Source organism: Methylobacterium sp. Leaf104 (assembly GCF_001422885.1).
Lineage (GTDB): Bacteria > Pseudomonadota > Alphaproteobacteria > Rhizobiales > Beijerinckiaceae > Methylobacterium.
Genome location: NZ_LMMZ01000034.1, coordinates 259,570 through 281,922, shown reverse-complemented (window position 1 = coordinate 281,922; position 22,353 = coordinate 259,570). Strand labels below are relative to the sequence as shown.

20 protein-coding genes are annotated in these 22,353 nt (G+C 67.6%); 14 read left to right on the top strand and 6 right to left on the bottom strand.

What is annotated here, in order from left to right; translation table 11 throughout:
- Positions 1-58: 58 nt before the first annotated feature.
- Both dapA and smpB read left to right on the top strand, forming a co-directional pair.
- Positions 59-958, top strand: coding sequence for a 4-hydroxy-tetrahydrodipicolinate synthase (dapA, locus tag ASF49_RS16585; RefSeq protein ID WP_056475224.1), 900 nt, complete (start codon positions 59-61; stop codon positions 956-958).
- 82 nt (positions 959-1,040) lie between these two features.
- Complete coding sequence (gene smpB, locus ASF49_RS16580) at positions 1,041-1,514, top strand: SsrA-binding protein SmpB (RefSeq protein ID WP_055957959.1); 474 nt, start codon at positions 1,041-1,043, stop codon at positions 1,512-1,514.
- Between the two features lie 18 nt (positions 1,515-1,532).
- On the opposite strand, the gene ASF49_RS16575 is transcribed toward smpB, so the two are convergent.
- From ASF49_RS16575 to rpoZ, 3 genes are all read right to left on the bottom strand, one after another.
- On the bottom strand, positions 1,533-2,207 hold the full coding sequence (locus tag ASF49_RS16575) for a LabA-like NYN domain-containing protein (protein WP_056475221.1): 675 nt from the start codon (positions 2,205-2,207) through the stop codon (positions 1,533-1,535).
- 406 nt (positions 2,208-2,613) lie between these two features.
- Positions 2,614-4,857 carry a RelA/SpoT family protein gene (locus ASF49_RS16570; protein WP_056475218.1) on the bottom strand — a complete coding sequence of 748 codons (2,244 nt, stop codon included), beginning with the start codon at positions 4,855-4,857 and terminating at the stop codon, positions 2,614-2,616.
- Between the two features lie 182 nt (positions 4,858-5,039).
- A complete protein-coding gene (gene rpoZ, locus ASF49_RS16565) occupies positions 5,040-5,450 on the bottom strand; it encodes a DNA-directed RNA polymerase subunit omega (RefSeq protein ID WP_056211011.1) in 411 nt (136 codons plus the stop codon).
- A gap of 175 nt (positions 5,451-5,625) precedes the next feature.
- Between rpoZ and ASF49_RS16560 the strand changes: the two genes are divergently transcribed.
- The 11 genes from ASF49_RS16560 (at position 5,626) to ASF49_RS16515 (ending at position 18,146) form a co-directional block, all read left to right on the top strand.
- Positions 5,626-5,844: a hypothetical protein gene (locus tag ASF49_RS16560; protein WP_056475215.1), complete on the top strand. Its 219-nt coding sequence runs from the start codon at positions 5,626-5,628 to the stop codon at positions 5,842-5,844.
- A gap of 105 nt (positions 5,845-5,949) precedes the next feature.
- A complete protein-coding gene (gene fabD, locus ASF49_RS16555) occupies positions 5,950-6,891 on the top strand; it encodes an ACP S-malonyltransferase (protein WP_056475212.1) in 942 nt (313 codons plus the stop codon).
- A gap of 15 nt (positions 6,892-6,906) precedes the next feature.
- Positions 6,907-7,647 (top strand): 3-oxoacyl-[acyl-carrier-protein] reductase, encoded by a 741-nt coding sequence (fabG, locus tag ASF49_RS16550; protein WP_056475210.1) that lies wholly within the window; start codon positions 6,907-6,909, stop codon positions 7,645-7,647.
- Between the two features lie 374 nt (positions 7,648-8,021).
- Positions 8,022-8,258 (top strand): acyl carrier protein, encoded by a 237-nt coding sequence (locus ASF49_RS16545; RefSeq protein WP_018044468.1) that lies wholly within the window; start codon positions 8,022-8,024, stop codon positions 8,256-8,258.
- A gap of 87 nt (positions 8,259-8,345) precedes the next feature.
- Complete coding sequence (fabF, locus tag ASF49_RS16540) at positions 8,346-9,608, top strand: beta-ketoacyl-ACP synthase II (protein WP_056475208.1); 1,263 nt, start codon at positions 8,346-8,348, stop codon at positions 9,606-9,608.
- A 138-nt stretch (positions 9,609-9,746) separates the two neighbouring features.
- Positions 9,747-11,102, top strand: a complete 1,356-nt coding sequence (locus tag ASF49_RS23255; RefSeq protein ID WP_082511377.1) for an SIR2 family NAD-dependent protein deacylase — start codon at positions 9,747-9,749, stop codon at positions 11,100-11,102.
- Positions 11,103-11,287: 185 nt separating this feature from the next.
- Entirely contained in the window at positions 11,288-12,652 is a 1,365-nt protein-coding gene (gene mltG, locus ASF49_RS16535; RefSeq protein ID WP_056475205.1) for an endolytic transglycosylase MltG, read from the top strand.
- Positions 12,653-12,945: 293 nt separating this feature from the next.
- The gene (locus ASF49_RS16530; protein ID WP_056475202.1) at positions 12,946-13,824 is read left to right on the top strand and encodes a YicC/YloC family endoribonuclease; all 879 of its coding nucleotides are present in this window, start codon (positions 12,946-12,948) and stop codon (positions 13,822-13,824) included.
- Positions 13,825-13,836: 12 nt separating this feature from the next.
- Positions 13,837-14,499 (top strand): guanylate kinase, encoded by a 663-nt coding sequence (gmk, locus tag ASF49_RS16525; protein ID WP_056475199.1) that lies wholly within the window; start codon positions 13,837-13,839, stop codon positions 14,497-14,499.
- 100 nt (positions 14,500-14,599) lie between these two features.
- Positions 14,600-16,003: a dihydrolipoyl dehydrogenase gene (locus ASF49_RS16520; RefSeq protein WP_056475197.1), complete on the top strand. Its 1,404-nt coding sequence runs from the start codon at positions 14,600-14,602 to the stop codon at positions 16,001-16,003.
- 457 nt (positions 16,004-16,460) lie between these two features.
- Positions 16,461-18,146: a methyl-accepting chemotaxis protein gene (locus ASF49_RS16515; RefSeq protein ID WP_056475194.1), complete on the top strand. Its 1,686-nt coding sequence runs from the start codon at positions 16,461-16,463 to the stop codon at positions 18,144-18,146.
- A gap of 104 nt (positions 18,147-18,250) precedes the next feature.
- On the opposite strand, the gene ASF49_RS16510 is transcribed toward ASF49_RS16515, so the two are convergent.
- From ASF49_RS16510 to ASF49_RS16500, 3 genes are all read right to left on the bottom strand, one after another.
- Entirely contained in the window at positions 18,251-19,168 is a 918-nt protein-coding gene (locus ASF49_RS16510) for an EamA family transporter (RefSeq protein WP_056475190.1), read from the bottom strand.
- Between the two features lie 10 nt (positions 19,169-19,178).
- Positions 19,179-20,285, bottom strand: coding sequence for a lysylphosphatidylglycerol synthase domain-containing protein (locus tag ASF49_RS16505; RefSeq protein ID WP_056475188.1), 1,107 nt, complete (start codon positions 20,283-20,285; stop codon positions 19,179-19,181).
- Positions 20,286-20,431: 146 nt separating this feature from the next.
- Positions 20,432-20,761: a (2Fe-2S) ferredoxin domain-containing protein gene (locus tag ASF49_RS16500; RefSeq protein WP_243214583.1), complete on the bottom strand. Its 330-nt coding sequence runs from the start codon at positions 20,759-20,761 to the stop codon at positions 20,432-20,434.
- A gap of 265 nt (positions 20,762-21,026) precedes the next feature.
- Between ASF49_RS16500 and ASF49_RS16495 the strand changes: the two genes are divergently transcribed.
- Positions 21,027-22,340 carry a hypothetical protein gene (locus tag ASF49_RS16495; protein ID WP_056475179.1) on the top strand — a complete coding sequence of 438 codons (1,314 nt, stop codon included), beginning with the start codon at positions 21,027-21,029 and terminating at the stop codon, positions 22,338-22,340.
- Positions 22,341-22,353 lie beyond the last annotated feature (13 nt).

Here is a 22,353-nt window from a genome sequence, read left to right as displayed (position 1 = left end):
AGCGGTGCCGCTGCCGGAACACCGGCCCATGACGAGACCGACGGCTGGGAACGCCAGGATGACCGAGACCTCCACACGACGCCTCAGGGGCGCGATGACCGCCCTCGTGACTCCGTTCAAGGACGGAGCCTTCGACGAGGCGGCCTTCCGCAAATTCGTGAACTGGCAGATCGCTGAAGGCATCCACGGGCTCGTTCCCACTGGCACCACCGGCGAGAGTCCGACCCTGAGCCATGCCGAACACGACCGCGTGGTCGAGATCTGCATTGAGGAGGCCGCCGGCCGCGTGCCCGTGATTGCCGGCGCCGGCTCGAACTCCACCGCCGAGGCCGTGGAGCGCGCGCGCCACGCCGAGAGGGCCGGAGCCGATGCCGTGCTCGTGGTCACGCCGTACTACAACAAACCGACCCAGGCCGGCCTCTACGCGCACTTCAAGGCCGTGAACGACGCCATCGGCATTCCGATCATCCTGTACAACATTCCTGGGCGTTCCATCGTCGACATGAGCGTCGAAACGATGGCGCGCCTTTACGAGCTCAAGAACATCGCCGGCGTGAAGGATGCGACGGCCAAGCTCGACCGCGTCAGCCTGCAGCGTCAGGCCATGGGTGAAGACTTCATCCAGCTTTCCGGTGAAGATGCGACCGCTCTGGGCTTCAACGCCCATGGCGGCTGCGGCTGCATCTCGGTCGTGTCGAACGTGGCGCCCCGGCTTTGCGCCGACCTGCAGGACGCGACACTCGGCGGCAATTACGCCAAGGCGCTGCAGATCCAGGATCGGCTGATGCCGCTGCATGCCAGCATGTTCGTGGAGCCGAATCCGTCACCGGCGAAGTATGCCCTCGCACGCCTCGGCCTGATGACCGACGAGGTGCGGCTGCCGCTCCTCACGGTCAGCGCGGAGACGAAGGCGCTCGTCGATGCCGCCCTGCGTCACGCGGGCCTTCTCGACGCCTGAGCCCGTCTGGCAAAGCGGTCCGCGCAGAACCATATCCCTCGGCCCGGTCGCGATGGCGCGACCGGCCTGACCCGACGTTGTGATGGCTCCCAAACCCGAATCGAACCGCCGCGTCGTCGCCGACAACCGCGCCGCCCGCTACCACTACGAGATCACCGATACGCTGGAGGCCGGGCTCGCCCTGACGGGGACCGAGGTCAAATCCCTGCGCAAGGGCAAGGCGACCATCGGGGAGGCCTATGCCGGTCCGTCCGGCACCGACCTGATGCTGTTCAACGCCTACATCCCGGAATACGTCGAGGCGAACCGCTTCAACCACGAGACCAAGCGACCGCGCCGACTGCTGCTCCACCGCAAGCAGATCAACAAGCTGATCGGCGCCACTCAGCGCGAGGGCTTCACCGTCGTGCCGCTGAAGATCTATTTCAACGAGCGCGGCCGGGCCAAGATCGAGCTCGGCCTCGGCCGCGGCAAGAAGCTCCACGACAAGCGCGAGGCTTCGAAGGAGCGCGACTGGCAGCGCGACCGCGCCCGGATCATGCGCGACAAGGGCTGACCCCGGAGGACGGGAGTCTCACGAGCCCACCGGCTCGTCGTCCTGGCGGATGCCGTAGCGGCTTTCCAGTGCCGGGCTCGGGCGCGCCGAACGTTCCGGCGTCTCGCCGCGGGAACGGGTCCCGGTATCGCCGTTGTTCCGGTTGTCCGGGCCGCGCGACGCCCGCTCGCCGGGATCGCGGCCGATCCGCGAGATCAAATGCGCCAGGTCGACGAACTCGTCCGCCTGCCGCCGAAGGTCGTCCGCAATCATCGCGGGCTGCGTTTGGATCGTGCTGACGACGGTGACCCGGACGCCGCGGCGCTGCATCGCCTCCACTAGGGAGCGGAAGTCTCCGTCACCGGAGAACAGCACCATGTGGTCGATGTGAGGAGCGAGTTCCAGCGCATCGATCGCCAACTCGATGTCCATGTTGCCCTTCACCTTCCGCCGACCCATCGAGTCGACGAATTCCTTGGCAGGCTTGGTGACGACCCGAAAGCCGTTGTAGTCGAGCCAGTCGATCAACGGACGGATCGAGGAATATTCCTGATCTTCGACGATTGCGGTGTAGTAGAAGGCCCTGAGCAGCGAATCTCGTGATTGGAATTCCCTCAGGAGTCTTCTGTAGTCTATATCGAAGCCGAGTGCTTTCGTTGCCGCATAGAGATTGGCGCCATCGATAAACAGGGCGCTGCGCTGTTGTGCGCTCATCGAAAAATCCACTTAACAGGAGGAAAAAGAATGAATATTTGAAATGATTATGGCGGCGTGATCAGTTTTTGCCTGTTTCGCTCGGACTCGCTGCAGAAATTATGGAAAATCGAGCGTCGCAAAAGTCTGCGGTCTGATCGTTCAGCCCTGATATGTCGACTGCAATACCTTCTGATTGATTAAGGCTCGGCGTCGCGAAAAGTCAAATTTTGCTGACTTGAGAATAATATTTCGCGTCGTTCTTACTGGCGCGACTCCGATCTGCAACCAAGGAATTCCTGTATCCCGGGTTTGCGCGCAATAGATGTAAACCTGGTCATGCGACGGAAGTGAAGCAGCCGGCGGGTCGCGCGGGGCCTGGGCAGCGCCGGGCCGAGGCTGGGTCCTTCCGCAACGACGGCCGGCCCTACCCGTTCACCCGCTCGACCTTGTTGACAGTCCGCTTGCCACGAAGCTCGAACACGATCGCGTTCAGGTGCTTCAAGTCCCAGACCGAGAGGTCGATGACGATCTGGGTAAAGTCTTGCGTCTTTCGCTTCATCGAGACGTTGTCGATGTTGCCGTCATGGTCGGCGATGACCTGAGCGATCTGCGCGAGAACGCCGGGTTCATTGATCGACTGCAGGGCGAGGCGCGCCGGGAAGCGCTCGCTGGTCCCGGCCTCGACGTCCCAGCGCACGTCGAGCCAGCGGTCGGGCTCGTTGTCGAAGGCGGCCAGGGCCGCCGACTGGATCGGGTAGATCGTGACGCCGACCCCGGGGGTGAGGATGCCGACGATGCGGTCGCCAGGCACGGCACCACCGTTGGGTGCGAAGCTGACCGGTAGGTCGCTGTCGAGCCCGCGGATCGGGATGCCGTCCGATCGGCCGTGGTCCGTACCCGCCCCTTCCGGGAAGGTCAGGCGCATGGTCTGATCCTTCGCGAGGCTGAGGCGCCCGGCGCCGTCCGTGGAGGCCGGCTGCGGCAGGGGCGCCGGAGCACTGCGGCGCTCGTCCTTATGGTCCGGATAGACTGCCCGCACGACATCGCCGGAGAACATCTCGCCGCGCCCGACCGCGGCGAACACGTCCTCGGTGCTCTGGCGGGCGAGGCGCGGAAGCGCACCGCGCAGCTTGTCCTCGGAAAAGCTCTTGGCCGCCCGCTCAAAGGCACGGTCGAGAATCTGGCGGCCGAGGCCGGCATATTGGCGCCGCACCGCGGAGCGGGTCGCCCGCCGGATCGCAGCGCGCGCCTTGCCGGTGACCACCAGAGATTCCCATGCCGCGGGTGGTGAGGCACCGTCCGAGCGGGCGATCTCGACTTCGTCGCCGTTGACCAGTTCGTGCAGCAGCGGCGCCATGCGGCCGTTGATCTTGGCACCCACTGCCGTGTTTCCGACGTCGGTATGGACGGCGTAGGCGAAATCGATCGGGGTCGCGCCGCGGGGCAGAGCGATCAGGCGCCCCTTCGGGGTGAAGCAGAACACCTGGTCCTGAAAGAGTTCGAGCTTCGTGTGCTCCAGGAACTCCTCCGGGCTATCGCCCTCGGCCAGAAGTTCGATCGTTCGGCGCAGCCACTGATAGGCGCCGCTCTCGGTCGCGAGGCGGGGATGTCCGCCGCCGATCTCGTCCTTGCCGCCGCTCTCCTTGTAGTGGGCGTGGGCCGCGATGCCGTACTCGGCGATCTCGTCCATGGCGGCGGTGCGGATCTGCAGCTCGACGCGCTGGCTCTTCGGGCCGATCACCGTGGTGTGGATCGAGCGGTAGTCGTTCTGCTTCGGCGTCGAGATGTAGTCCTTGTACCGGCCCGGAACCATCGGCCAGCTCGTATGGACGACGCCGAGCGCGCCGTAGCAATCGGCCAGCGTCTCGACCACGACCCGGAAGCCGAAGATGTCCGACAGCTGCTCGAAGGCGACGGACTTGCGCTCCATCTTGGCCGAGATCGAGTAGGGCCGCTTCTGGCGTCCCCTGACGACGGCCTTGATGCCTTGCGCCGAGAGCTTCGCGGTCAGATCGTGCTCGATGCTCTCCACGAGGCGCTCGGACTTCGCCGAGAGGTCGGCAAGGCGCTGTTCGATGGTGGCGTAGATCTCCGGTTTGAGGTTCCGGAGCGCGAGGTCTTCCAATTCCTCGCGCAGTTCCTGCATGCCCATGCGGCCGGCGAGCGGCGCGTAGATGTCGAGGGTCTCCTCCGCGATGCGCTCGCGCTTGTCCGCTCTCATGTGATGGAGCGTGCGCATGTTGTGCAGTCGGTCGGCGAGCTTGACGAGGAGCACGCGGACATCGGCGGCCACCGCCAGGAGCAGCTTGCGGAAGTTTTCGCCTTGCGCCGCGCGCTTCGAGACGAGATCGAGGCGCTTCAGCTTGGTCAGGCCGTCCACCAGGGCGCCGATTTCCGGGCTGAACAGCTCGCGGATCTCGTCGAGGGTGGCGGCCGTGTCCTCCACGGTGTCGTGCAGCACCGCAGCGACGATGGTGGCGTCGTCGAGCCGGAGGTCGGTGAGAATTCCGGCGACCTCGAGGGGATGGGCGAAGAACGGATCGCCCGAGGCGCGCTTCTGCGTGCCATGAGCACGCATGGCGTAGACATAGGCGCGGTTGAGCAGGGCCTCGTTCGCCGCGGGATTGTAGCGCTTCACCCGCTCGACAAGTTCGTATTGGCGCATCATCCGCCGGAAGACCCTTTCACGCGCGGCGGGTCCGGTCCCGGACCCGCTCCCTGATGTGTCCCGCATCGCACGCAAGCACGCCAGCCCCACGGCGTCGCATCAGCCGCGATTCGGGCCACGGAAACGAAAAAACCCGGCTCGGAGGCCGGGTTCTTCGAATGACCGATCGGGTCGGAAGCGGTCTACTCGGCCTCGTCGTCCGTCTCGGTGGGCGGAGCGAGATTCTCGAGGCCACGCAGGAGGTCTTCCTCGCTCATGCGGTCGAACTGAACCGCGCTGTCGTCGCTCGACGAGGGCGGAGCCACCGCAGCGGCGGCGGGCGAGCTCGACAGGAGCGGCACGGTCTCGGCCTCGGGCTCGTCGACCTCGACGTACTTCTGCATCGAGTGGATGAGCTGTTCCTTGAGGTCGTCCGCGGTGATCGTCTCGTCGCCGATCTCGCGCAGGGCGCAGACGGGATTCTTGTCGCGGTCGCGGTCGATCGTCAGCGGGGCACCCGCGGCGAGCAGGCGGGCACGGTGGCTGGCCAGCAGAACCAGCTCGAAGCGGTTCTCGACCTTGTCGATGCAGTCTTCAACGGTGACGCGAGCCATGGCGGACGGCTCCTTCCTCGGACGGAATTTCTGGGCTGAGCCCGCCTCATACACCCCTTGACGTCGGGCAACAAGCGCCGTGGCCTGTCTATCCCGTTGCGCACGTTCGACGATCCTCCGGCAATTCGCGCTCCATTCGCCGCACAACATCGTCTTCAAGGGCTCGATCGGGCGGATGATCGAGCCGATCGTGCCCGCGGTGCTGTCGCAGCGCGACAAACCGGGCGACTTCACCGGGAACTGCATGCGCGCCAACGTCAATCGCGTGGTGGAGCGCCTGCGCAGCGCCTCCGAACCGTCGCTGCTGGATCGGCTGGAGGCCGGTAAGCTGCGGATCGTCGGGGCCTCCGACAGGTTCGATTCCGGCACGGTCGACTTCTGCGACGAGAGCTGAAGGCGCTCCGCGTCGCTGCGGTGCCATGTTGACACAGGGGGCGGGCGGTGCGACTGCGCCGCCCTTCCAGCCTGGGGAACCCCGGCCCGACGACGAGGACACCACATGGCGCGCGCTTGCATCTTCCCGGGCCAGGGCAGCCAGGCGGTCGGCATGGGGCGGGCGCTGGCCGAGCACTTCCACCAGGCCCGCGACGTGTTCGCGGAGGTCGACGAGGCCCTGGGCCAGCCGCTCTCGCGCCTGATGTTCGAGGGGCCGGTGGAGGAACTGACGCTCACGGCCAACGCCCAGCCGGCCCTGATGGCGGCGAGCCTCGCGACGCTGCGGGTGCTGGAGGCCGAGCGCGGCCTCGATCTGAAGCGCGACGTGGCCTGCGTCGCCGGGCATTCGCTGGGCGAGTACACCGCGCTCGCCGCCGCCGGCACCTTCTCCATCGCGGATGCCGCCCGGCTGCTGCGCATTCGCGGCAGCGCCATGCAGGACGCGGTGGCCCCCGGGGCCGGCGCCATGGCGGCCCTGATCGGGGCCGATGCCGAGGCCGCCCAGGCGATCGCCGCGGACGCCGCCGAGGGCGCGGTCTGCGAGGTCGCCAACGACAATGGCGGCGGCCAGGTGGTGCTCTCCGGCGAGCGGGCCGCGGTCGAGCGCGCGGTGGCGCTGGCCCCGTCGCGCGGGATCAAGCGGGCCGTCATGCTCAACGTCTCGGCCCCGTTCCACTGCTCGCTGATGGCGCCGGCCGCCGCTCGTATGCAGAGAGCGCTTGTCGAGGTCGCGATGCACAGCCCCGTGGTGCCGGTCTACGCCAACGTTCTGGCCGGCCCCGTCACCGATCCGGCCGCGATCCGCGAGGCGCTGGTCGCCCAGGTCACCGGCACCGTGCGCTGGCGCGAATGCATCGCCGCCATGGCCGCCGCCGGAATCGACCAGTTCAGCGAGATCGGCACCGGCAAGGTGCTCACCGGACTCGTCAAGCGAATTGCGCCGGGCGCCGCGGCCAGCGCGGTCGGCACCCCCGACGACATCGCGTCCTTCCCCGCCTTCGGCTGAACCACAGGAAAGCCCATGTTCGACCTGACCGGCCGCAAGGCCCTCGTCACCGGCGCCACCGGCGGCCTCGGCGGCGCCATCGCGCGGGGCCTGCACGCGCAGGGGGCGACCCTCGCCGTCTCGGGCACCCGCCAGGCGGCCCTGGAGGCCTTCGCGGCGGAGCTCGGCGGGGAGCGCGTCCACGTCGTGCCGGGCGACCTCTCCGACAAGGCCTCGGTGGAGGCCCTGGTGCCGGCGGCGGAGGCGGCGCTCGGCGGCCTCGACATCCTGGTGAACAATGCCGGCATCACCCGCGACAACCTCGTGCTGCGGATGAAGGACGACGAGTGGGACGCGGTGATCGCCGTCAACCTCTCGGCGGCGTTCCGGCTCTCGCGGGCGGCCGTGAAGGGCATGATGAAGCGCCGCCACGGCCGCATCGTGAACATCGGCTCGGTGGTGGGCGCCACCGGCAACCCGGGCCAGGTGAACTATGCCGCCGCCAAGGCGGGCCTCGTCGGCATGACCAAGGCGCTGGCGGCCGAGGTCGCCACCCGCAACCTCACCGTCAACTGCATCGCGCCGGGCTTCATCACCTCGCCGATGACCGATGCCCTCAACGACAAGCAGCGCGAGGGCATCCTCGGGCGCGTGCCGATGGGGCGGCTCGGCACCGGCACCGACATCGCCGCGGCCGCGATCTACCTCGCCTCCGACGAGGCGGCCTACGTCACCGGCCAGACCCTGCACGTGAACGGCGGCATGGCGATGTACTGAGGCGCCGGCGCCCCCGTCTCGCTGCACCGCACAGCCCAAAAAACGGGCGATTGGCTCGAAAAGGCCACAGCGATGAACGGGTTGTGAACAGGCTCTCGCCAGCGTCGGAACCCTGTGTTAACACCCCGGCTGCCGTGCGAGGGGGGTGCCGATTCAGCGTGTTGCGGATGTTTGAAAAACGTGGGTCACTGACTGGACAAGTACGGTGACTTGCCCGAAACGCGCGATCGAACACACCGGCCGCTCAATCCGAACAGCCAGTCCCGGGGACGGGACGGCGGCCACGGCACCTTCACCGACCTTCCACCAGCAAGACTCTTCACCAACAAGATCCTTGCACCATCACGACCTTGAAGAGCTAAGGACCAAGACCGATGAGCGATATCGCTGAGCGCGTGAAGAAGATCGTTGTCGAGCACCTCGGCGTTGAGCCGGAGAAGGTGGTCGAGGGCGCGAACTTCATCGATGATCTCGGCGCCGACAGCCTCGACACCGTCGAGCTCGTGATGGCGTTCGAGGAAGAGTTCAACGTCGAGATCCCCGACGATGCCGCCGAGACCATCCAGACGGTCGGCGATGCGGTGAAGTTCCTCGAGAAGAACTCCGCTTAAGGCCACGGGTCGCGCGCCAGCGGGGTCTCGTGAAACGGACCCCGCGCGCCATTCGTTGTGATGACAGGACCGGTTCGGGATAGCGCGATGCGTCGGGTAGTGGTGACGGGCTTGGGGATGGTGACGCCGCTGGCCAGCGGGGTCGAAGCCACCTGGAGCCGGTTGATCGCCGGCGAATCGGCCGCCAAGGTCGTGACGGCATTCCCCGTCGACGACCTGGCCTGCCGCATCGCGTGTTCCGTGCCCTTCGGCGACGGCTCCGAGGGCAGCTTCAATCCCGACGCCTTCATGGAGGTGAAGGAGCAGCGCAAGGTCGATCCGTTCATCGTCTACGCGATGGCGGCCGCCGGCGAGGCCCTGAACGACGCCGACTGGCACCCGACGCGCTACGAGGACCAGTGCGCCACCGGCGTCATGGTCGGCTCCGGCATCGGCGGCATCGGCGGCATCTACGACGCCTCGGTGACCCTGCACGACAAGGGTCCGCGCCGCATCTCTCCCTTCTTCATTCCCGGCCGCATCATCAACCTGGCCTCCGGCCAGATCTCGATCGCGCACGGCCTCAAGGGCCCGAACCACGCGGTGGTGACGGCCTGCTCCACCGGCGCCCACGCCATCGGCGACGCGGCCCGGCTGATCCAGTTCGGCGATGCCGACGTCATGGTGGCGGGCGGCGCCGAATCGCCGGTGAACCGCCTCGCGCTCGCGGGCTTCGCCGCCTGCCGCGCCCTCTCCACCGGCTTCAACGACGACCCGACCCGGGCCTCGCGCCCCTACGACCGCGACCGCGACGGCTTCGTGATGGGCGAGGGCGCCGGCGTCGTCGTGCTCGAGGAGTACGAGCACGCCAAGGCCCGCGGCGCCCGGATCTACGCCGAGGTGATCGGCTACGGCCTCACCGGCGACGCCTACCACATCACCTCGCCGGCCCCGGACGGCGACGGCGCCTTCCGCTGCATGAGCGCCGCCGTGAAGCGCGCCGGCATCCGGGCCTCGGACCTCGACTACATCAACGCCCACGGCACCTCGACGCCCATGGGCGACGAGCTGGAGCTGAAGGCCGTGGAGCGCCTGCTGGGCGACCACGCGGGCCGCGCCTCCATGTCCTCCACCAAGTCCTCGATCGGCCACCTTCTGGGCGCCGCCGGCTCCGTGGAAGCGATCTTCTCGATCCTGGCCATCCGCGACGGCATCCTGCCCCCGACCCTCAACCTCGACAACCCCTCCGTCGAGACCGCGATCGACCTCGTGCCACACGAGGCCAAGCGCAAGCGGGTGGATACGGTGCTGTCGAATTCGTTCGGGTTTGGGGGGACGAACGCGAGCTTGGTCATGCGGCGGGTGGATTGATTGATGAGAGCTTGACGATTGGTTTTCTGCAATTCTGTCTAAAATTTCATGTGGATCACGAAAACCGTTCGTCCGATTCATTGATTAATTAAATTACGGTCGTCGCATCCTTGTTCGCGAAGAACACTCTGGGCGGCCATGTCCTACTCGACCAATTACGATGAATATAAGACGCGCATTTCACTAGAGATCAAGGATCTCATTTCGCGATATCAGTGCCAACCTATACTGTTCGTAGGCGCAGGTCTTTCGAGAAGGTATTTTAGTGCTCCAAGTTGGCACGATGCGCTTCGATTTTGCGTTAAGCAGATAGATGATCAAGGGCCAGACTATCAATACTATGTACAAAAACATGATGGCGATACCATCAAAATCGGCTCTTTAATATCGCAGCGCGTTCATGACTGGGCTTGGAAGGGCGGCAAGAATAAATTTCCGTCTCAATTATTCTCATCAGCTGATAATGGCAATATTTTTATTAAACACATGCTTGCCGATCACTTAATTAAGCTTATGCCCTCCAGCTTGAGTACGTCTCCATACAGCGAGGAGATCGAGTACTTCAAGAAAATCCGCCCACACGCAGTTATCACGACAAATTATGATACGCTTCTTGAGCATCTATTTGAAGGTTATGAAGCAATAGTTGGAGAAAATGTTTTAAAATACAATAGTTATAGCTTTGGTGAGATATACAAGATTCATGGCTCTGTCTCAGAGCCTGAAACTATGGTCCTTACCGAGGACGACTACAAGACATTTGTTGATAGAAAGCAATATCTTTCAGCTAAATTGCTTACCTATTTTATCGAGCATCCTATATTTATATTTGGATATGGATTTCAAGATCCAAATATCCAAGCAATAATAGAGAATGTTGGAAAAATTATTTCTTCGGATAGCGGTACAATCCGAAATATTTATTATGTTAAATGGGACGCATTAGCAGCTGAAAAAACAGATTTGCAGAGCGAACATCTGATTGCCTCAAATGGGCAAAATTTCCGTGTCAAAGCAATAGTCACCGACAGCTTTGATTGGATATTTCGATCTTTAGCCGTCGACGGAGAGCTTAAATCTGTAAATACAAAACTAGTTCGCGCCTTAGCTGCGCGAGCTTTTAAACTAATTCGCAATGATATTCCGAAGGGTCAAGTGAATGTAAATTACGAAGTTCTGGAGCGTGTGGCTGAATTAGACTCTGAGCTTCCGACATTATTGGGCATCACTCAGTCGGATAATATGAACGCTCAATATCCATTTGTTATTACACAAATTGCGGAAATGCTTGGATATAAAAGTTGGAATCCAATAAATAAAATGATCCTACAAATCAAGAAAGAGACGGGAGTTGACATTAAAGCTAGTGATAATAAATACCATTGCCGTGTTAAAACAGGTAAAAAATCCTATACGCCGAAATATTCACATCTTGCAGTCGATTTGATCAAGAAGGTCCATGCGCATCAAAAATATGAGTGCACTTTAGATTGACTTTTATCCTGCACCCAGCGGCCGATTGGTTTCGGCAGTAGCCACCGACGTTTCGCCACAAAACCCACCAAGTTCGCGCGCCAAGATGGCCGTCCCGTGCGCCCACCCCCTCGACTCGGGCGCGCGGATTCCCCAACACTCCGGCGGCGGCCGGGGCGGGGACCTGAGGCCCGAACAGGATGTCCATGTTCTTCCGCAAGCGCGACAAAACCCCGGCGCCCGCGCCGATCGCCTCCGACGAGCCGGCCCTGCCCAACCGCCTGTCGCCCCGCAGCCCCAGCGAGGCGATCAAGCCCACCGCCGCGCCGCCGCCGCCCGACCGTCCGGTCCGTGAGCGCGGCGGGCTGCTCGCCCGCATCTCCGGCCTGCTCACCGCCTCGGTCGTTCTGGCCATCGCCGTGATGATCGGCGTGACCCTGTTCGAGCGCCAGACCAAGGAGCCGGGGCCGCTGCCCGCCGACAAGGTCGTGGTCATCCCGCCCCGCAGCGGCACCACCGAGATCGCCGAGGCGCTCTCCCGCGAGGGCGTCATCACCCACACCGCCCTGTTCGAATGGGCCGCCCGCTTCTCGGGCAAGGCGCTCAAGGCCGGCGAGTACACGTTCAAGGCCCATGCCAGCATCGGCGAGGCCATCGACACCCTGGCCTCCGGCCGTCAGGTGCAGCACGCCATCACCTTCCCGGAAGGGCTGACCTCCGAGCAGATCGTGACGCGCCTCAACGACAACGACGTGCTCACCGGCGACGTCAACGAGATCCCGCCCGAGGGCTCGCTCCTGCCCGACACCTACAAGTTCGAGCGCGGCGCCACCCGCCAGCAGATCGTCAACCTGATGCGCGCCAAGCAGCGCGAGGTGCTGAACCAGATCTGGCTGCGCCGCTCGGCCGAGATTCCGGTGAAGACGCCGGCCGAGATGGTGACCCTGGCCTCCATCGTCGAGAAGGAGACCGGCCGGGCCGACGAGCGGCCCCGGGTCGCCGGGGTGTTCGTCAACCGCCTGAACAAGCGCATGAAGCTGCAGTCGGACCCGACCATCGTGTACGGGCTGGTCGGCGGGCGCGGCACCCTCGGGCGCGGCATCCAGCGCGCCGAGATCGAGCGCGCGACGCCCTACAACACCTACGTGATCGAGGGCCTGCCCCCGGGCCCCATCGCCAACCCGGGCCGGGCCGCCCTGGAGGCGGTGGCCAACCCCTCGCGCACCAAGGACCTGTTCTTCGTGGCCGACGGCACCGGCGGCCACGCCTTCGCCGAGACCCTGGAGGGCCATTCGCGCAACGTCGCCCGCTGGCGCCAGGTCGAGCGCGCCCGCCAGACGCCGACGCCGGACGCGGTGGTCGACAAGGCCGACCCGCCGGGCGCCCCCGCCGTCCCCGGCACCGCCTCGGCCTACGCCCCCGAGGGCACCAACATGGCCGCGACCCCGGAGGGCGGCGCCAACCGGCCGAAGGCCTTCGACGCCTCGGAGGGCACCCGCCTCGACCCCCTGCGCAACAAGACCTTCGACCTGAACTCGCCCAAGACCGTGCCGGTGCTCAAGCAGCCGTAGCGTCCGCCCACGAAACCGGACGACCCGCCCCGTCGTCCCGGAGCCGCGTAGCGGAGCCCGGGATCCGGACACACAGGTGGGCCAGGGCCTCGCACCGTCGGCGGCTCCGGATCGCCCGCCGCCGGCGCGCCCCTTTGGCTCCAGGCTCGCCTGCCGCGCCGCGGCATGACGGTGTGCCGTTCCACCGGGCAGAGCCGGGGCTGGCGCCGCCGGCCTCCGCTCCCGTAGAATCGCCCGACCCTCCCCATCCCGAGCGCCTCCCCACAGGGGGCGGGACGAACGCGAAGACAGCCATGATCCTCTCCAGCATGACGGGCTTCGCTCGGGCGGCGGGCACCACCGGGCCGGTGCAATGGGCCTGGGAGGTCCGCAGCGTGAACGGGCGCGGGCTCGACGTGCGCCTGCGGGTGCCGAACGGCTACGACGCCGTCGGCGAGGTCGCCCGCACCGCCCTGCAGAAGACCCTGGCCCGCGGCCAGTGCCAGCTCTCCCTCAACCTGACCCGGCCGGAGGCGGCGCCCCGCGTGCGCATCAACGAGGCGCTGCTCGGCCAGCTCGCCGCCGCCATCGCCCGCGTGCCCCGGCCCGAGGGGCTGGCGCCCGCCACCCTCGACGGGCTCCTCGGCATCCGCGGGGTCATCGAAGCCGACGAGGAGCCGGGCGCCGACGCGGAGGCCCTGGCCCGCGACCTCGCCGAGGGGGTGATCCGCCTCGTGGCCGATCTCGTCGAGGCGCGCCGGGCCGAGGGACGGGCGCTCCTCGCGGTGATCGAGGGCCAGCTCGCCGAGATGGCCCGGCTCACCGCCGCCGCCGAGGCCTGCCCGGCCCGCAGGCCGGAGGCGGTCAAGGCGCGCCTGTCCGCCACCGTCGCGACGCTGCTGGAGGCCGGCACCCTCGATCCCGACCGCCTGCACCAGGAGGCGGTGCTGCTGGCCGCCAAGGCCGACGTGCGCGAGGAGCTCGACCGGCTCCAGGCCCATCTCGGCGCCGCGGCCGAGCTGCTGGCCGCGGGCGGCGCCATCGGCCGCAAGCTCGACTTCCTGGCCCAGGAGCTCGGGCGCGAGGCCAATACCCTCTGCGCCAAGGCGAATGACATCGCGCTCTCGCGGATCGGACTCGACTTGAAGGCCGTGGTGGAGCAATTCCGGGAGCAGGTTCAGAACGTCGAATAGGTTTTTCGAGAGATGCGCGACGCATTGACGACGCATGCCGGGGCGATCGCGCGGCGCGGGTTCATCCTCATCCTGTCCTCGCCCTCGGGCGCGGGGAAGACCACCCTGACCCGGGCCGTCGCCGCCGATCCGAAATGGGGGCTCGACCTCTCGATCTCGGTGACGACCCGGCAGCGCCGCCCCTCGGAGATCGACGGGAAGCACTACAACTTCATCGACCGCGAGGCCTTCGACGCCCTGCGCGGCGCCGACAACCTGCTCGAATGGGCCGAGGTGCACGGCAATTTCTACGGCACCCCGCGCAAGCCCGTGGAGAAGGTGCTGGGCGCCGGCCGGGACATGATCTTCGACATCGACTACCAGGGCACCCGGCAGGTGCGGGCCAAGCTCACCGAGGACGTGGTGACGGTGTTCATCCTACCGCCGTCGCTGGCCGAACTGCGCCACCGCCTCGAGCGCCGGGCCGAGGATTCCCCCGACACCATCGAGAAGCGCCTCGCCAACGCCCGGCTGGAGATCCAGCGCTGGAGCGAATACGACTACGTCATCGTCAACGACGACCTCGACGACGCCTTCCGCTCCCTGGAGGGCATCCTGATCGCCGAGCGGCTGAAGCGCGCCCGCCGCACCGGCCTGACGTCCTTCGTCGAGGGCCTGCTCGCCGAGCCCGACTGACGGGCGGGTTGCCGCAGACAGGAACGTTCGCCGAACCCTGCGGGTTGGCCCGCGATTCCGGTGGCCGGGGTCGTGAGGCGCGAACCCGAGAGCCGTCGCGATGCGCGAGAGATCCTGTGACATCGCCGTGATCGGCGCCGGCACCGCCGGCCTCGCCGCCTTCCACGCCGCCCGCGACGGCGGCGCCGACGCCGTCCTGATCGAGGCCGGCCCCGGCGGCACCACCTGCGCCCGGGTGGGCTGCATGCCCTCGAAGCTGCTGATCACCGCCGCCAACGCCGCGCACGCGGCGCGCCACGCCGGCGTCTTCGGCATCGAGGCCGGCCCGGTGCGGGTGGACGGCCGCCGCGTGCTGGAGCGGGTCCGGCGCGAGCGCGACCGCTTCGTGGCCGGGGTGTTCGAGAAGATCGACGCCATTCCCGCAGAGCGCCGCATCGCCGGGCGCGCCCGCTTCAGCGGTGCCGACACCCTGGCGGTGGACGACCACACCACCCTCCGCTTCCGCGCCGCGGTCGTCGCCACCGGATCGAGCCCGGCCGTGCCGGAGCCCCTGCGCGACCTCGGCGACCGGCTGCTCACCAGCGACACGCTGTTCGAGATCGCCGACCTGCCGGAGACCCTCGCCGTGCTCGGCGGCGGCGCCGTCGGCCTCGAACTGGCGCAGGCCATGGCCCGGCTCGGGGTCGCCGTCACCCTGTTCGATCCGGGCACGCATCTCGCCGGCCTGCGCGACGACGGCCTCGCCGCCGAGGCCCGCCGCCTCTTCGGCGAAGAGATGTGCCTCCGCCTCGGCTGCACGGTGGAGGCGGGCGCCCGCGCGGGAGACGGCGTGCGCCTGACCTGGACGGACGAGGCCGGAACCCGCGCCACGGGCACCTTCGCCCGGGTCCTCGCGGCGGCGGGACGGCCGCCCAACGTCCGGCATCTCGGCCTCGCCGAAGCGGGCCTGCGCCTCGACGATCACGGCCTGCCGGACTTCGATCCACGCAGCCTGCTCTGCGCCGGCGCGCCGATCTTCATCGCGGGCGACGCCAATGCCGACCGGCCGGTGCTGCACGAGGCCGCGCGCCAGGGCCGGATCGCCGGCGCCAACGCCGCGCGTCTCCTCGCCTCGAGCCGGGCGGCCGTCGCGTCGCCCCGGCCCTGGACCCGCCTCGCCATGGTCTTCACCGAGCCCCAGGCGGCCAGCGTCGGCGAGGCCTACGATCCCGCGGATGCGGGCAGGGTCCTCGGCACGGTGGATTTCGGCAATCAGGGCCGGGCCCGCATCATGGCCGAGAATGCCGGCGCGCTGCGGCTGCAGGCCGATCGCAGCGGCACCCTGACGGGCGCCGAGATGCTCGGGCCGGCCTGCGAGCACCTCGCCCAGTTCCTCGCTCTCGCCATCGAGGACGGGCTGACCGCGCGGACCCTCCTCGATCGGCCCTTCTATCATCCGACCGTGGAGGAGGGGCTGAAGACCGCCCTGGAGGCCATCGTCGCGGCGCTGGATCGGCAGGACTGATCGGGGCCAGATCTCGTCTCGGCGCGATCGCACGATCCGGCGCGGCCTGAGCGTATCGGATTGGATCCGGGCCGGCAGAGCCCGATCTCGAATCGGACAGACCGGGCGCGACGACCGGCCGGCCGGGTCGAACTCGCCGTCGCCATGGAAGCGAGGGTTCTTCCGCTCCGGGCGTCGGCCGGCCAATACACGCGGATCGGCATCGTCCCTCGTGATGGACGTTTCGAAATCGTGCGAAGACCGCGGACATACTTACCGATCACGATAAAAATGACGCGTTTCAGCAATATAGATGCACAATGATCCAGGTATCATCAGTCGATACGTATTAGAACGTGGCTATCGTGCAATCGACTGATCGATCGCTCTGTACGATGTGAATTAACGGCCTGTTCGAAATTTCATGAAAGGATTACGAGGAGTAATATTTCATCTGGGATAAGATAGAGTAACAATAATGCGTATCGCGACATCGCTCCAGGGCAAGCTCATCGCCTGCTTCTCGGTGATGCTGATCCTGATCTTCGGTCTGGCCGCCTTGGCCTACCAACAGATCGAGACCATCAACAGCGCGGCCACCGAACTGCGGACGGGTCGGCTTCCCGCCACGCAAGCCATCGGGGCGATCCAGGCCGCGACCCTTCGCATCCGCATCAACGGCGGCCGCGTGCTGTCCGCCAAGACCCCGCAGCAGAAGGCGGAGGCTCTGGCGATGATCCAGCAGCGGCTCGCCGAACTCGGCACGCAGCAGGCGCGCTACGCCCAGCAGATCCAGGCCGCGTCGACCCGCGAGATCTACGCCACCTTCGAGCGCCAGTTGGCGACCTACCTCGCACAGCAGGCCGACGGCCTCGCCGCGGCGGAGCGGGGCGACCTGTCGACGGCGCAGGAGCAGTACAACACCACGATGTCCGACACGATGCGGACCGTCGTGGCCAGCCTGACCAAGCTCTCGGAGATCGAGGTCGCGGCGGCGGCGGCGAGCGGCGCCCAGGCACAGGGCGCCTACGACAATGCGCGGAGCCAGATGCTGGGCTTCGTCCTCTTCGCCGCTCTCGTCGCGAGCGGCGCCGTCGTCATGCTGGTCCTGGCGATCAGCCGGCCGCTGTCGCACATGACCGGCGCCATGCGCCGGCTCGCTTCGGGCGACACCGCGGCTGAGGTCCCGGCGACCGGTCGCCGGGACGAGATCGGCGCCATGGCGGCCGCCGTGCTGGTCTTCCGGGAGAACATGATCCAGGCCCGCCAGCTCGAGGCCGAGACGGCCCAGGCGCGCCTCGATGCCGAGCAGCAGCGCAAGGCCGGCATGCGCCAGATGGCCGATGCCTTCGAGCAGGCGGTGGGCGGCATCGTCGGCATGGTCTCGTCCGCGGCGACCGAATTGCAGGCGACCGCGCAGACCATGACGGTGACGGCGGCCGAGACGGCGAACCAGTCCGTCAGCGTCGCCGCCGCGGCCGAGCAGGCGGCGGCCAACGTGCAGACGGTGGCCGCGGCGGCCGAAGAACTCGGCTCCTCGGTCCAGGAGATCGGGCGGCAGGTCTCGGGCTCGTCGGACCTCGCCCAGACCGCCGTCGGCGAGGCGGACCAGACGATGCAGCTGGTCCAGGCCCTGAGCCAGGCCTCGGCCCGGATCGGCGACATGGTCGGGCTGATCTCGAACATCGCGAGCCAGACCAATCTCCTCGCGCTCAACGCCACCATCGAGGCGGCGCGCGCCGGCGAGGCCGGACGCGGCTTCGCGGTCGTCGCCACCGAGGTCAAGGAACTCGCTTCGCAGACGGCGCGGGCGACCGAGGAGATCGGGACGCAGATCGGCCAGATCCAGGGCGTCACCGGCCAGGCCGTCGCCGCCATCGGCTCGATCTCGACGCGCATCCGCGAAATCAACGGGGTCGCCACCTCGATCGCCGCCGCGGTCGAGGAGCAGGGTGCCGCGACCCAGGAGATCGTCCGCAACGTCGCCCAGGCTTCCACCGGAACGACCGAGGTGACGAGCAACATCGCGCGCGTGGCCCAGGCTTCGGAAGCGACCGGCACGGCAGCCGGTCAGGTGCTGTCCGCGGCCTCCGAACTCTCGCACCAGTCCGAGCACCTCAACACCGAGGTCGCCCGCTTCCTCCAGACCGTGCGCGCCGCCTGAGGCGGGGCGAAAGGCCCTCATCCGGCGGGACCCCCGATCCGGCGCAGGGCCGCTTCGGCGGCCCTGAATCGTTTGGGGCGGGCGTTCGATTCTGCGGGCAAGGGTCAGGTCGGGGTCATCGCAGCCGCCGCGGCGACGCGCCCGCGGTGGCTGCTCACCGTATTGCCCAGGGATGCCAGTACGATCAGGGCGATCGCCAGCCACTCGGTGGGGCTGAGACGCTCACCGAGGATCGCGAGGCCGGCGAGGGAGCCGACCGCGGGCTCCAGGCTGAGGAGCACGCCGAAGCTCTGCTTCGACATCCGCTTCAGGGCGACCATCTCCAGGGTGTAGGGCAGGGCGCTCGACAGGGCCGCCACCGCGAGGCCGAATCCGAGCATGGCCGGCTCCAAAAGCAGCGCGCCCGCCTTCGCGATCCCGAAGGGCATCACCACGAGGGCCGCCACCGACATGCCGATGGCCACCGCCCGCCCGCCGTGGAGATGCCCGACCCGCTGCCCGAAGACGATGTACAGCGCCCAGCACAGGGCCGCGCCGAGGGCGCAGCCCACCCCGATCGGATCGAGCCTGGTGGAGACGCCGCCGAGGGGCAGCAGGAGGGACAGGCCCAGGACGGCGCAGGCGATCCAGGCGAAGTCGATGGCCCGCCGCGACACCGCGAGGGCGAGCGTCAGCGGGCCGGAGAACTCGATGGCGATGGCGAGTCCCAGCGGGATCGTGCGCAGCGACAGGTAGAACAGCAGGTTCATCGCGCCCAGGACGGCCCCGTAGAGCAGCAGCGACCGGCGATCGGCACCGCTCAGGCGCAGGCGCCAGGGCCGCCAGAGCGCCACCAGCATCAGCGCCGACAGGCCGACGCGCAGGGTGGTGGTGCCCTCCGCGCCCAGGACCGGGAACAGGTGCTTGGCGAAGGACGTGCCGACGCTGAGGGAGACGATGCTGCCGAGAAGGGCCGCCACCGGCAGGAGCGTCGCGGCCAGGCCGACGGGCACGGCCGACGGCCCGCGCGGTGAGGAATCCATGTCGGCCGCGTCACGTCGCCGGAGGCAGGATCATGGCGCGTCGCGCCTCCAGGGCCTGCCAGAGCAGCAGGGCCGGCAGGCCGAGAACGACGTCGGGCACGCGCTTGATCAGCGACAGGGCGAGGGCGGTGCCCGCATCGATGCCGAACAGGCTGCCGAGGAGGACGAAGCCGCCCTCCTGCACCCCGAGGCCGCTCGGCACCGGGAAGGCCGCCGACTTGATCGCCTGGCTCAGCGCCTCGATCACCACGACCTCGGTGAAGCTCACCGACTCGACGCCGATGCAGGCCAGGGCGATCCAGATCTCCAGGGCGCCGAGCCCCCAGGCGGCGAGGTGAAGCAGGATCGACCCGGCGAGCCGACCCCAGCGGGCGCGCGCCCAGACGGCGTCGAGGGCGTCGTAGACGCCCCCGCCCGCCGGCGAGGCCTCGGCGCCATCGCCGCGAAAGGTCCGGCGCAACCGGCCGAAGGCCCGGCGCCCGAGTGCCCGCGCGGCCGGGCTGCGCTGGACCGCCAGGAAGGCCGCCAGCAGCAGGGCCGTGACCGCGAGCACCCGCAGGACCCAGGTCGCCAGGGCCTGGGCCGCCTCGCCCCCGACCTGGAGAAGGAGCCCGACGCCCGCCAGCGCGAACACGGCCTGGGTGCCGGCCTGGAACAGCATGTCGACGAGGATCGAGGCCGCCGCGAGGGTGCCGGCGGTGCCCCAGAAGGTCAGCAGGCGGCCGCCCACCACGTCGCCGCCGACGGAGGCGACGGGCAGAAGCACGTTGATGCCCTCGCGGACGAAGCGCAGCAGGACGAAGGCGCCGGTGCCGGCGCGTCCCAGGCCGGTCAGGCCCTGGATCACGCAGCCCCAGGCGAGCCCGCACAGCAGGATCACCGCCACCCGCACCAGCACGATGGCGGCGAGGCCGCCGGGGCCGACCCGGCCGAAGGCGTCGGCGACGGCGGCGAGATCGTTGGTGGCGATCAGCCAGATCCCGAGGGCGAGGCCCAGGAGGGTTCCGGCCAGGGGCAGGCGGCGCAGGACGTGGCGTCCGAGGCGGGCGGGCCAGGGCGGCCGGGAAGCCGGGCGCTCGGCCGTGCGTGTCGCGGTGGTGCGGAGTTCGTCAGGCATCCGATCGGTCACGCATCGTCCGGTTCGAGAAACGTCGGTCCGAGCGCAATCCGTCCCGTGGAACGTCCGGCCCGGCCCCGTCCCGCCGGGTGGGTCTCCCGGCACCCCCACCCGGAGCACCCGCGCCCGGAACGCCGCGGTCCGACCTAGCGGTCCGTGGTCGGGGCGTCCGCCAAGCTTAGGCAGCCTTTGGGGCCGAAATCGGGGAACAGCGCGTCGATCGATTGGGCCGGCGTGGCCGCCGGGTCAAGCAGGTGGATGCGCCGCTTGGCGAGACTGTCCGCGGTGGCGGCCGCGAGCGCCCGCTTCGGACAGGGGCCGAGGCACCCGACCTCCACGACCCGGAGCTTGCGCGACGGGACGCGCGCCTTCAATTCGCGCCGCAGCAGCCGGCGCACCGAGCCCTTCTTCAGTCCCTGACGCTTGACGCACTTGCCGCAGACGAGCACGAGTTCGGAGAACCCGGCGCGTGCCATGCGGATCCGCGCCGGGCGCGCCGTCCCACCTGTGTCTTCCATGCCGTCACCGATGTTCCCTGCCGCCGCCGCGTGACGCGGCGCCCCGGCGAAGCGCCTTAAAAAGGGCCGAAAAACGAAGGAGTCCTCCGCTCAACACGAGGGCGGCGCGGGGGCTCCGCAGGCGTGACCATATGCATCGTCCTCAACCCCGTGCAGACTCGCCGTCCCTGACGGTGATTCCTCAGCCTGCCCTGATCGAGCCGTGTCTCGGGAACCTGAATTGATGAGTGCCGAGGAGGTCAAGCAGAAGGATCGCGTGCGGGGGGTGATCGACGTCGCCCTGCGCTCGCTGCCCGATCTGCGGCGCAATGCCGAAACCGTCGACCCGGTCTCGCGGAGCCGCGTCCCCGCGCTCCTGCGCCGGGCGCAGGAGCGGCTGGACTGGCGCCAGCTGCCCGGGATCCGGCCGCCGTCGAGCCAGCCGAAGAACCTGATCAAGAGCCTGGTGCGACAGTTCGGCCTCTTCGTGCTGCTGCCGACCGCCCTCGCGGGGATCTACTTCTACGCCTTCGCCGCCGATCAGTACGTGGCGATCTCGCAATTCGCCGTCCGCGGCAACGTCGAGCCGATGGAGGAAAGCTCGGGCGGGCAGTTCTCCGACCTGATCATGAAGCACAACAGCCAGGACAGCTTCATCATCCGCGACTTCGTCGAGAGCCGGGCGATCGTCGCCACGATGGAGGAGCGCCTGCAGGTCTCGAAGATGTTCTCGCGACCGGAAGCCGACTTCTGGACGCGCTACCGCGTCGGCGAGCCCATGGAGGAGCTGGTCAAGTACTGGAACAAGCATGTCGGCACGCGGATCGAAGTGCTCTCGGGCATCATCACCCTCAGCGTCCGCGCCTTCACACCCCAGGACGCCCTGACCATCAACCGCGCGATCGTCGAACGCAGCGAGGCGCTGATCAACGAGATCTCGCGGCGGGCGCAGGCCGATATGGTCAAGCACGCCGAGGCCGAGGCGGCCAAGGCGCAGGAGCGCCTGCGCAACGCCCACCTGGCGCTGCAGGTCTTCCGCAACCGCTGGGGCATCATCGACCCGGCCAAGGCCGCGGAATCCACCCTCACGACGATCGCCGGTTTGCGGAAGGACCGCCTGAAGGCTGAATCCGACCTCGCGGTCCTGCGCGGATCGAGCCTCGACGAGAAGTCGCGCAGCATCCAGAACCTGGCCTCGACCGTCGCGGCCCTGGATCAGCAGATCCAGAAACTCACGGGCCAGCTGACCACCGATGGCCTGTCGGGGGCAGATTCCGCCACCAACATGACCCGCGCGCTGCTGGAATACGAGAGCCTCCAGGTCGAGCGCACCATCGCCACCAAGCTCAACGAATCGGCGAACCTGATGGTCGACCGCGCCCGCATCGCGGCGAACAAGCAGCAGATCTACCTCGCGACCTTCGTGGACCCGGCCCTGCCGGACGATTCGATCTTCCCACAGCGCGGCTACAGCATCATGGTCGTTTTCTTCGGATGCCTGGTCGTCTGGAGCTCGATCGCCCTGATCATCGCCGGCGTCAACGACCAGCGCCTCTAGCCCGTCCCGAGCA

What these genes read in the sequence shown, in the direction of transcription:
- fabG (WP_056475210.1), top strand. Translation starts at nt 6,907, where the DNA reads ATGTTCGACCTGACCGGCCGCAAGGCCCTCGTCACCGGCGCCACCGGC.
- ASF49_RS16515 (WP_056475194.1), top strand. Translation starts at nt 16,461, where the DNA reads ATGCGTATCGCGACATCGCTCCAGGGCAAGCTCATCGCCTGCTTCTCG.
- ASF49_RS16520 (WP_056475197.1), top strand. Translation starts at nt 14,600, where the DNA reads ATGCGCGAGAGATCCTGTGACATCGCCGTGATCGGCGCCGGCACCGCC.
- ASF49_RS16560 (WP_056475215.1), top strand. Translation starts at nt 5,626, where the DNA reads ATGATCGAGCCGATCGTGCCCGCGGTGCTGTCGCAGCGCGACAAACCG.
- smpB (WP_055957959.1), top strand. Translation starts at nt 1,041, where the DNA reads ATGGCTCCCAAACCCGAATCGAACCGCCGCGTCGTCGCCGACAACCGC.
- ASF49_RS16495 (WP_056475179.1), top strand. Translation starts at nt 21,027, where the DNA reads ATGAGTGCCGAGGAGGTCAAGCAGAAGGATCGCGTGCGGGGGGTGATC.
- ASF49_RS16575 (WP_056475221.1), bottom strand. Translation starts at nt 2,207, where the DNA reads ATGAGCGCACAACAGCGCAGCGCCCTGTTTATCGATGGCGCCAATCTC.
- fabF (WP_056475208.1), top strand. Translation starts at nt 8,346, where the DNA reads ATGCGTCGGGTAGTGGTGACGGGCTTGGGGATGGTGACGCCGCTGGCC.
- dapA (WP_056475224.1), top strand. Translation starts at nt 59, where the DNA reads ATGACCGAGACCTCCACACGACGCCTCAGGGGCGCGATGACCGCCCTC.
- ASF49_RS23255 (WP_082511377.1), top strand. Translation starts at nt 9,747, where the DNA reads ATGTCCTACTCGACCAATTACGATGAATATAAGACGCGCATTTCACTA.
- mltG (WP_056475205.1), top strand. Translation starts at nt 11,288, where the DNA reads ATGTTCTTCCGCAAGCGCGACAAAACCCCGGCGCCCGCGCCGATCGCC.
- rpoZ (WP_056211011.1), bottom strand. Translation starts at nt 5,450, where the DNA reads ATGGCTCGCGTCACCGTTGAAGACTGCATCGACAAGGTCGAGAACCGC.
- ASF49_RS16545 (WP_018044468.1), top strand. Translation starts at nt 8,022, where the DNA reads ATGAGCGATATCGCTGAGCGCGTGAAGAAGATCGTTGTCGAGCACCTC.
- ASF49_RS16500 (WP_243214583.1), bottom strand. Translation starts at nt 20,761, where the DNA reads ATGGCACGCGCCGGGTTCTCCGAACTCGTGCTCGTCTGCGGCAAGTGC.
- gmk (WP_056475199.1), top strand. Translation starts at nt 13,837, where the DNA reads ATGCGCGACGCATTGACGACGCATGCCGGGGCGATCGCGCGGCGCGGG.
- fabD (WP_056475212.1), top strand. Translation starts at nt 5,950, where the DNA reads ATGGCGCGCGCTTGCATCTTCCCGGGCCAGGGCAGCCAGGCGGTCGGC.
- ASF49_RS16570 (WP_056475218.1), bottom strand. Translation starts at nt 4,857, where the DNA reads ATGATGCGCCAATACGAACTTGTCGAGCGGGTGAAGCGCTACAATCCC.
- ASF49_RS16530 (WP_056475202.1), top strand. Translation starts at nt 12,946, where the DNA reads ATGATCCTCTCCAGCATGACGGGCTTCGCTCGGGCGGCGGGCACCACC.
- ASF49_RS16505 (WP_056475188.1), bottom strand. Translation starts at nt 20,285, where the DNA reads ATGCCTGACGAACTCCGCACCACCGCGACACGCACGGCCGAGCGCCCG.
- ASF49_RS16510 (WP_056475190.1), bottom strand. Translation starts at nt 19,168, where the DNA reads ATGGATTCCTCACCGCGCGGGCCGTCGGCCGTGCCCGTCGGCCTGGCC.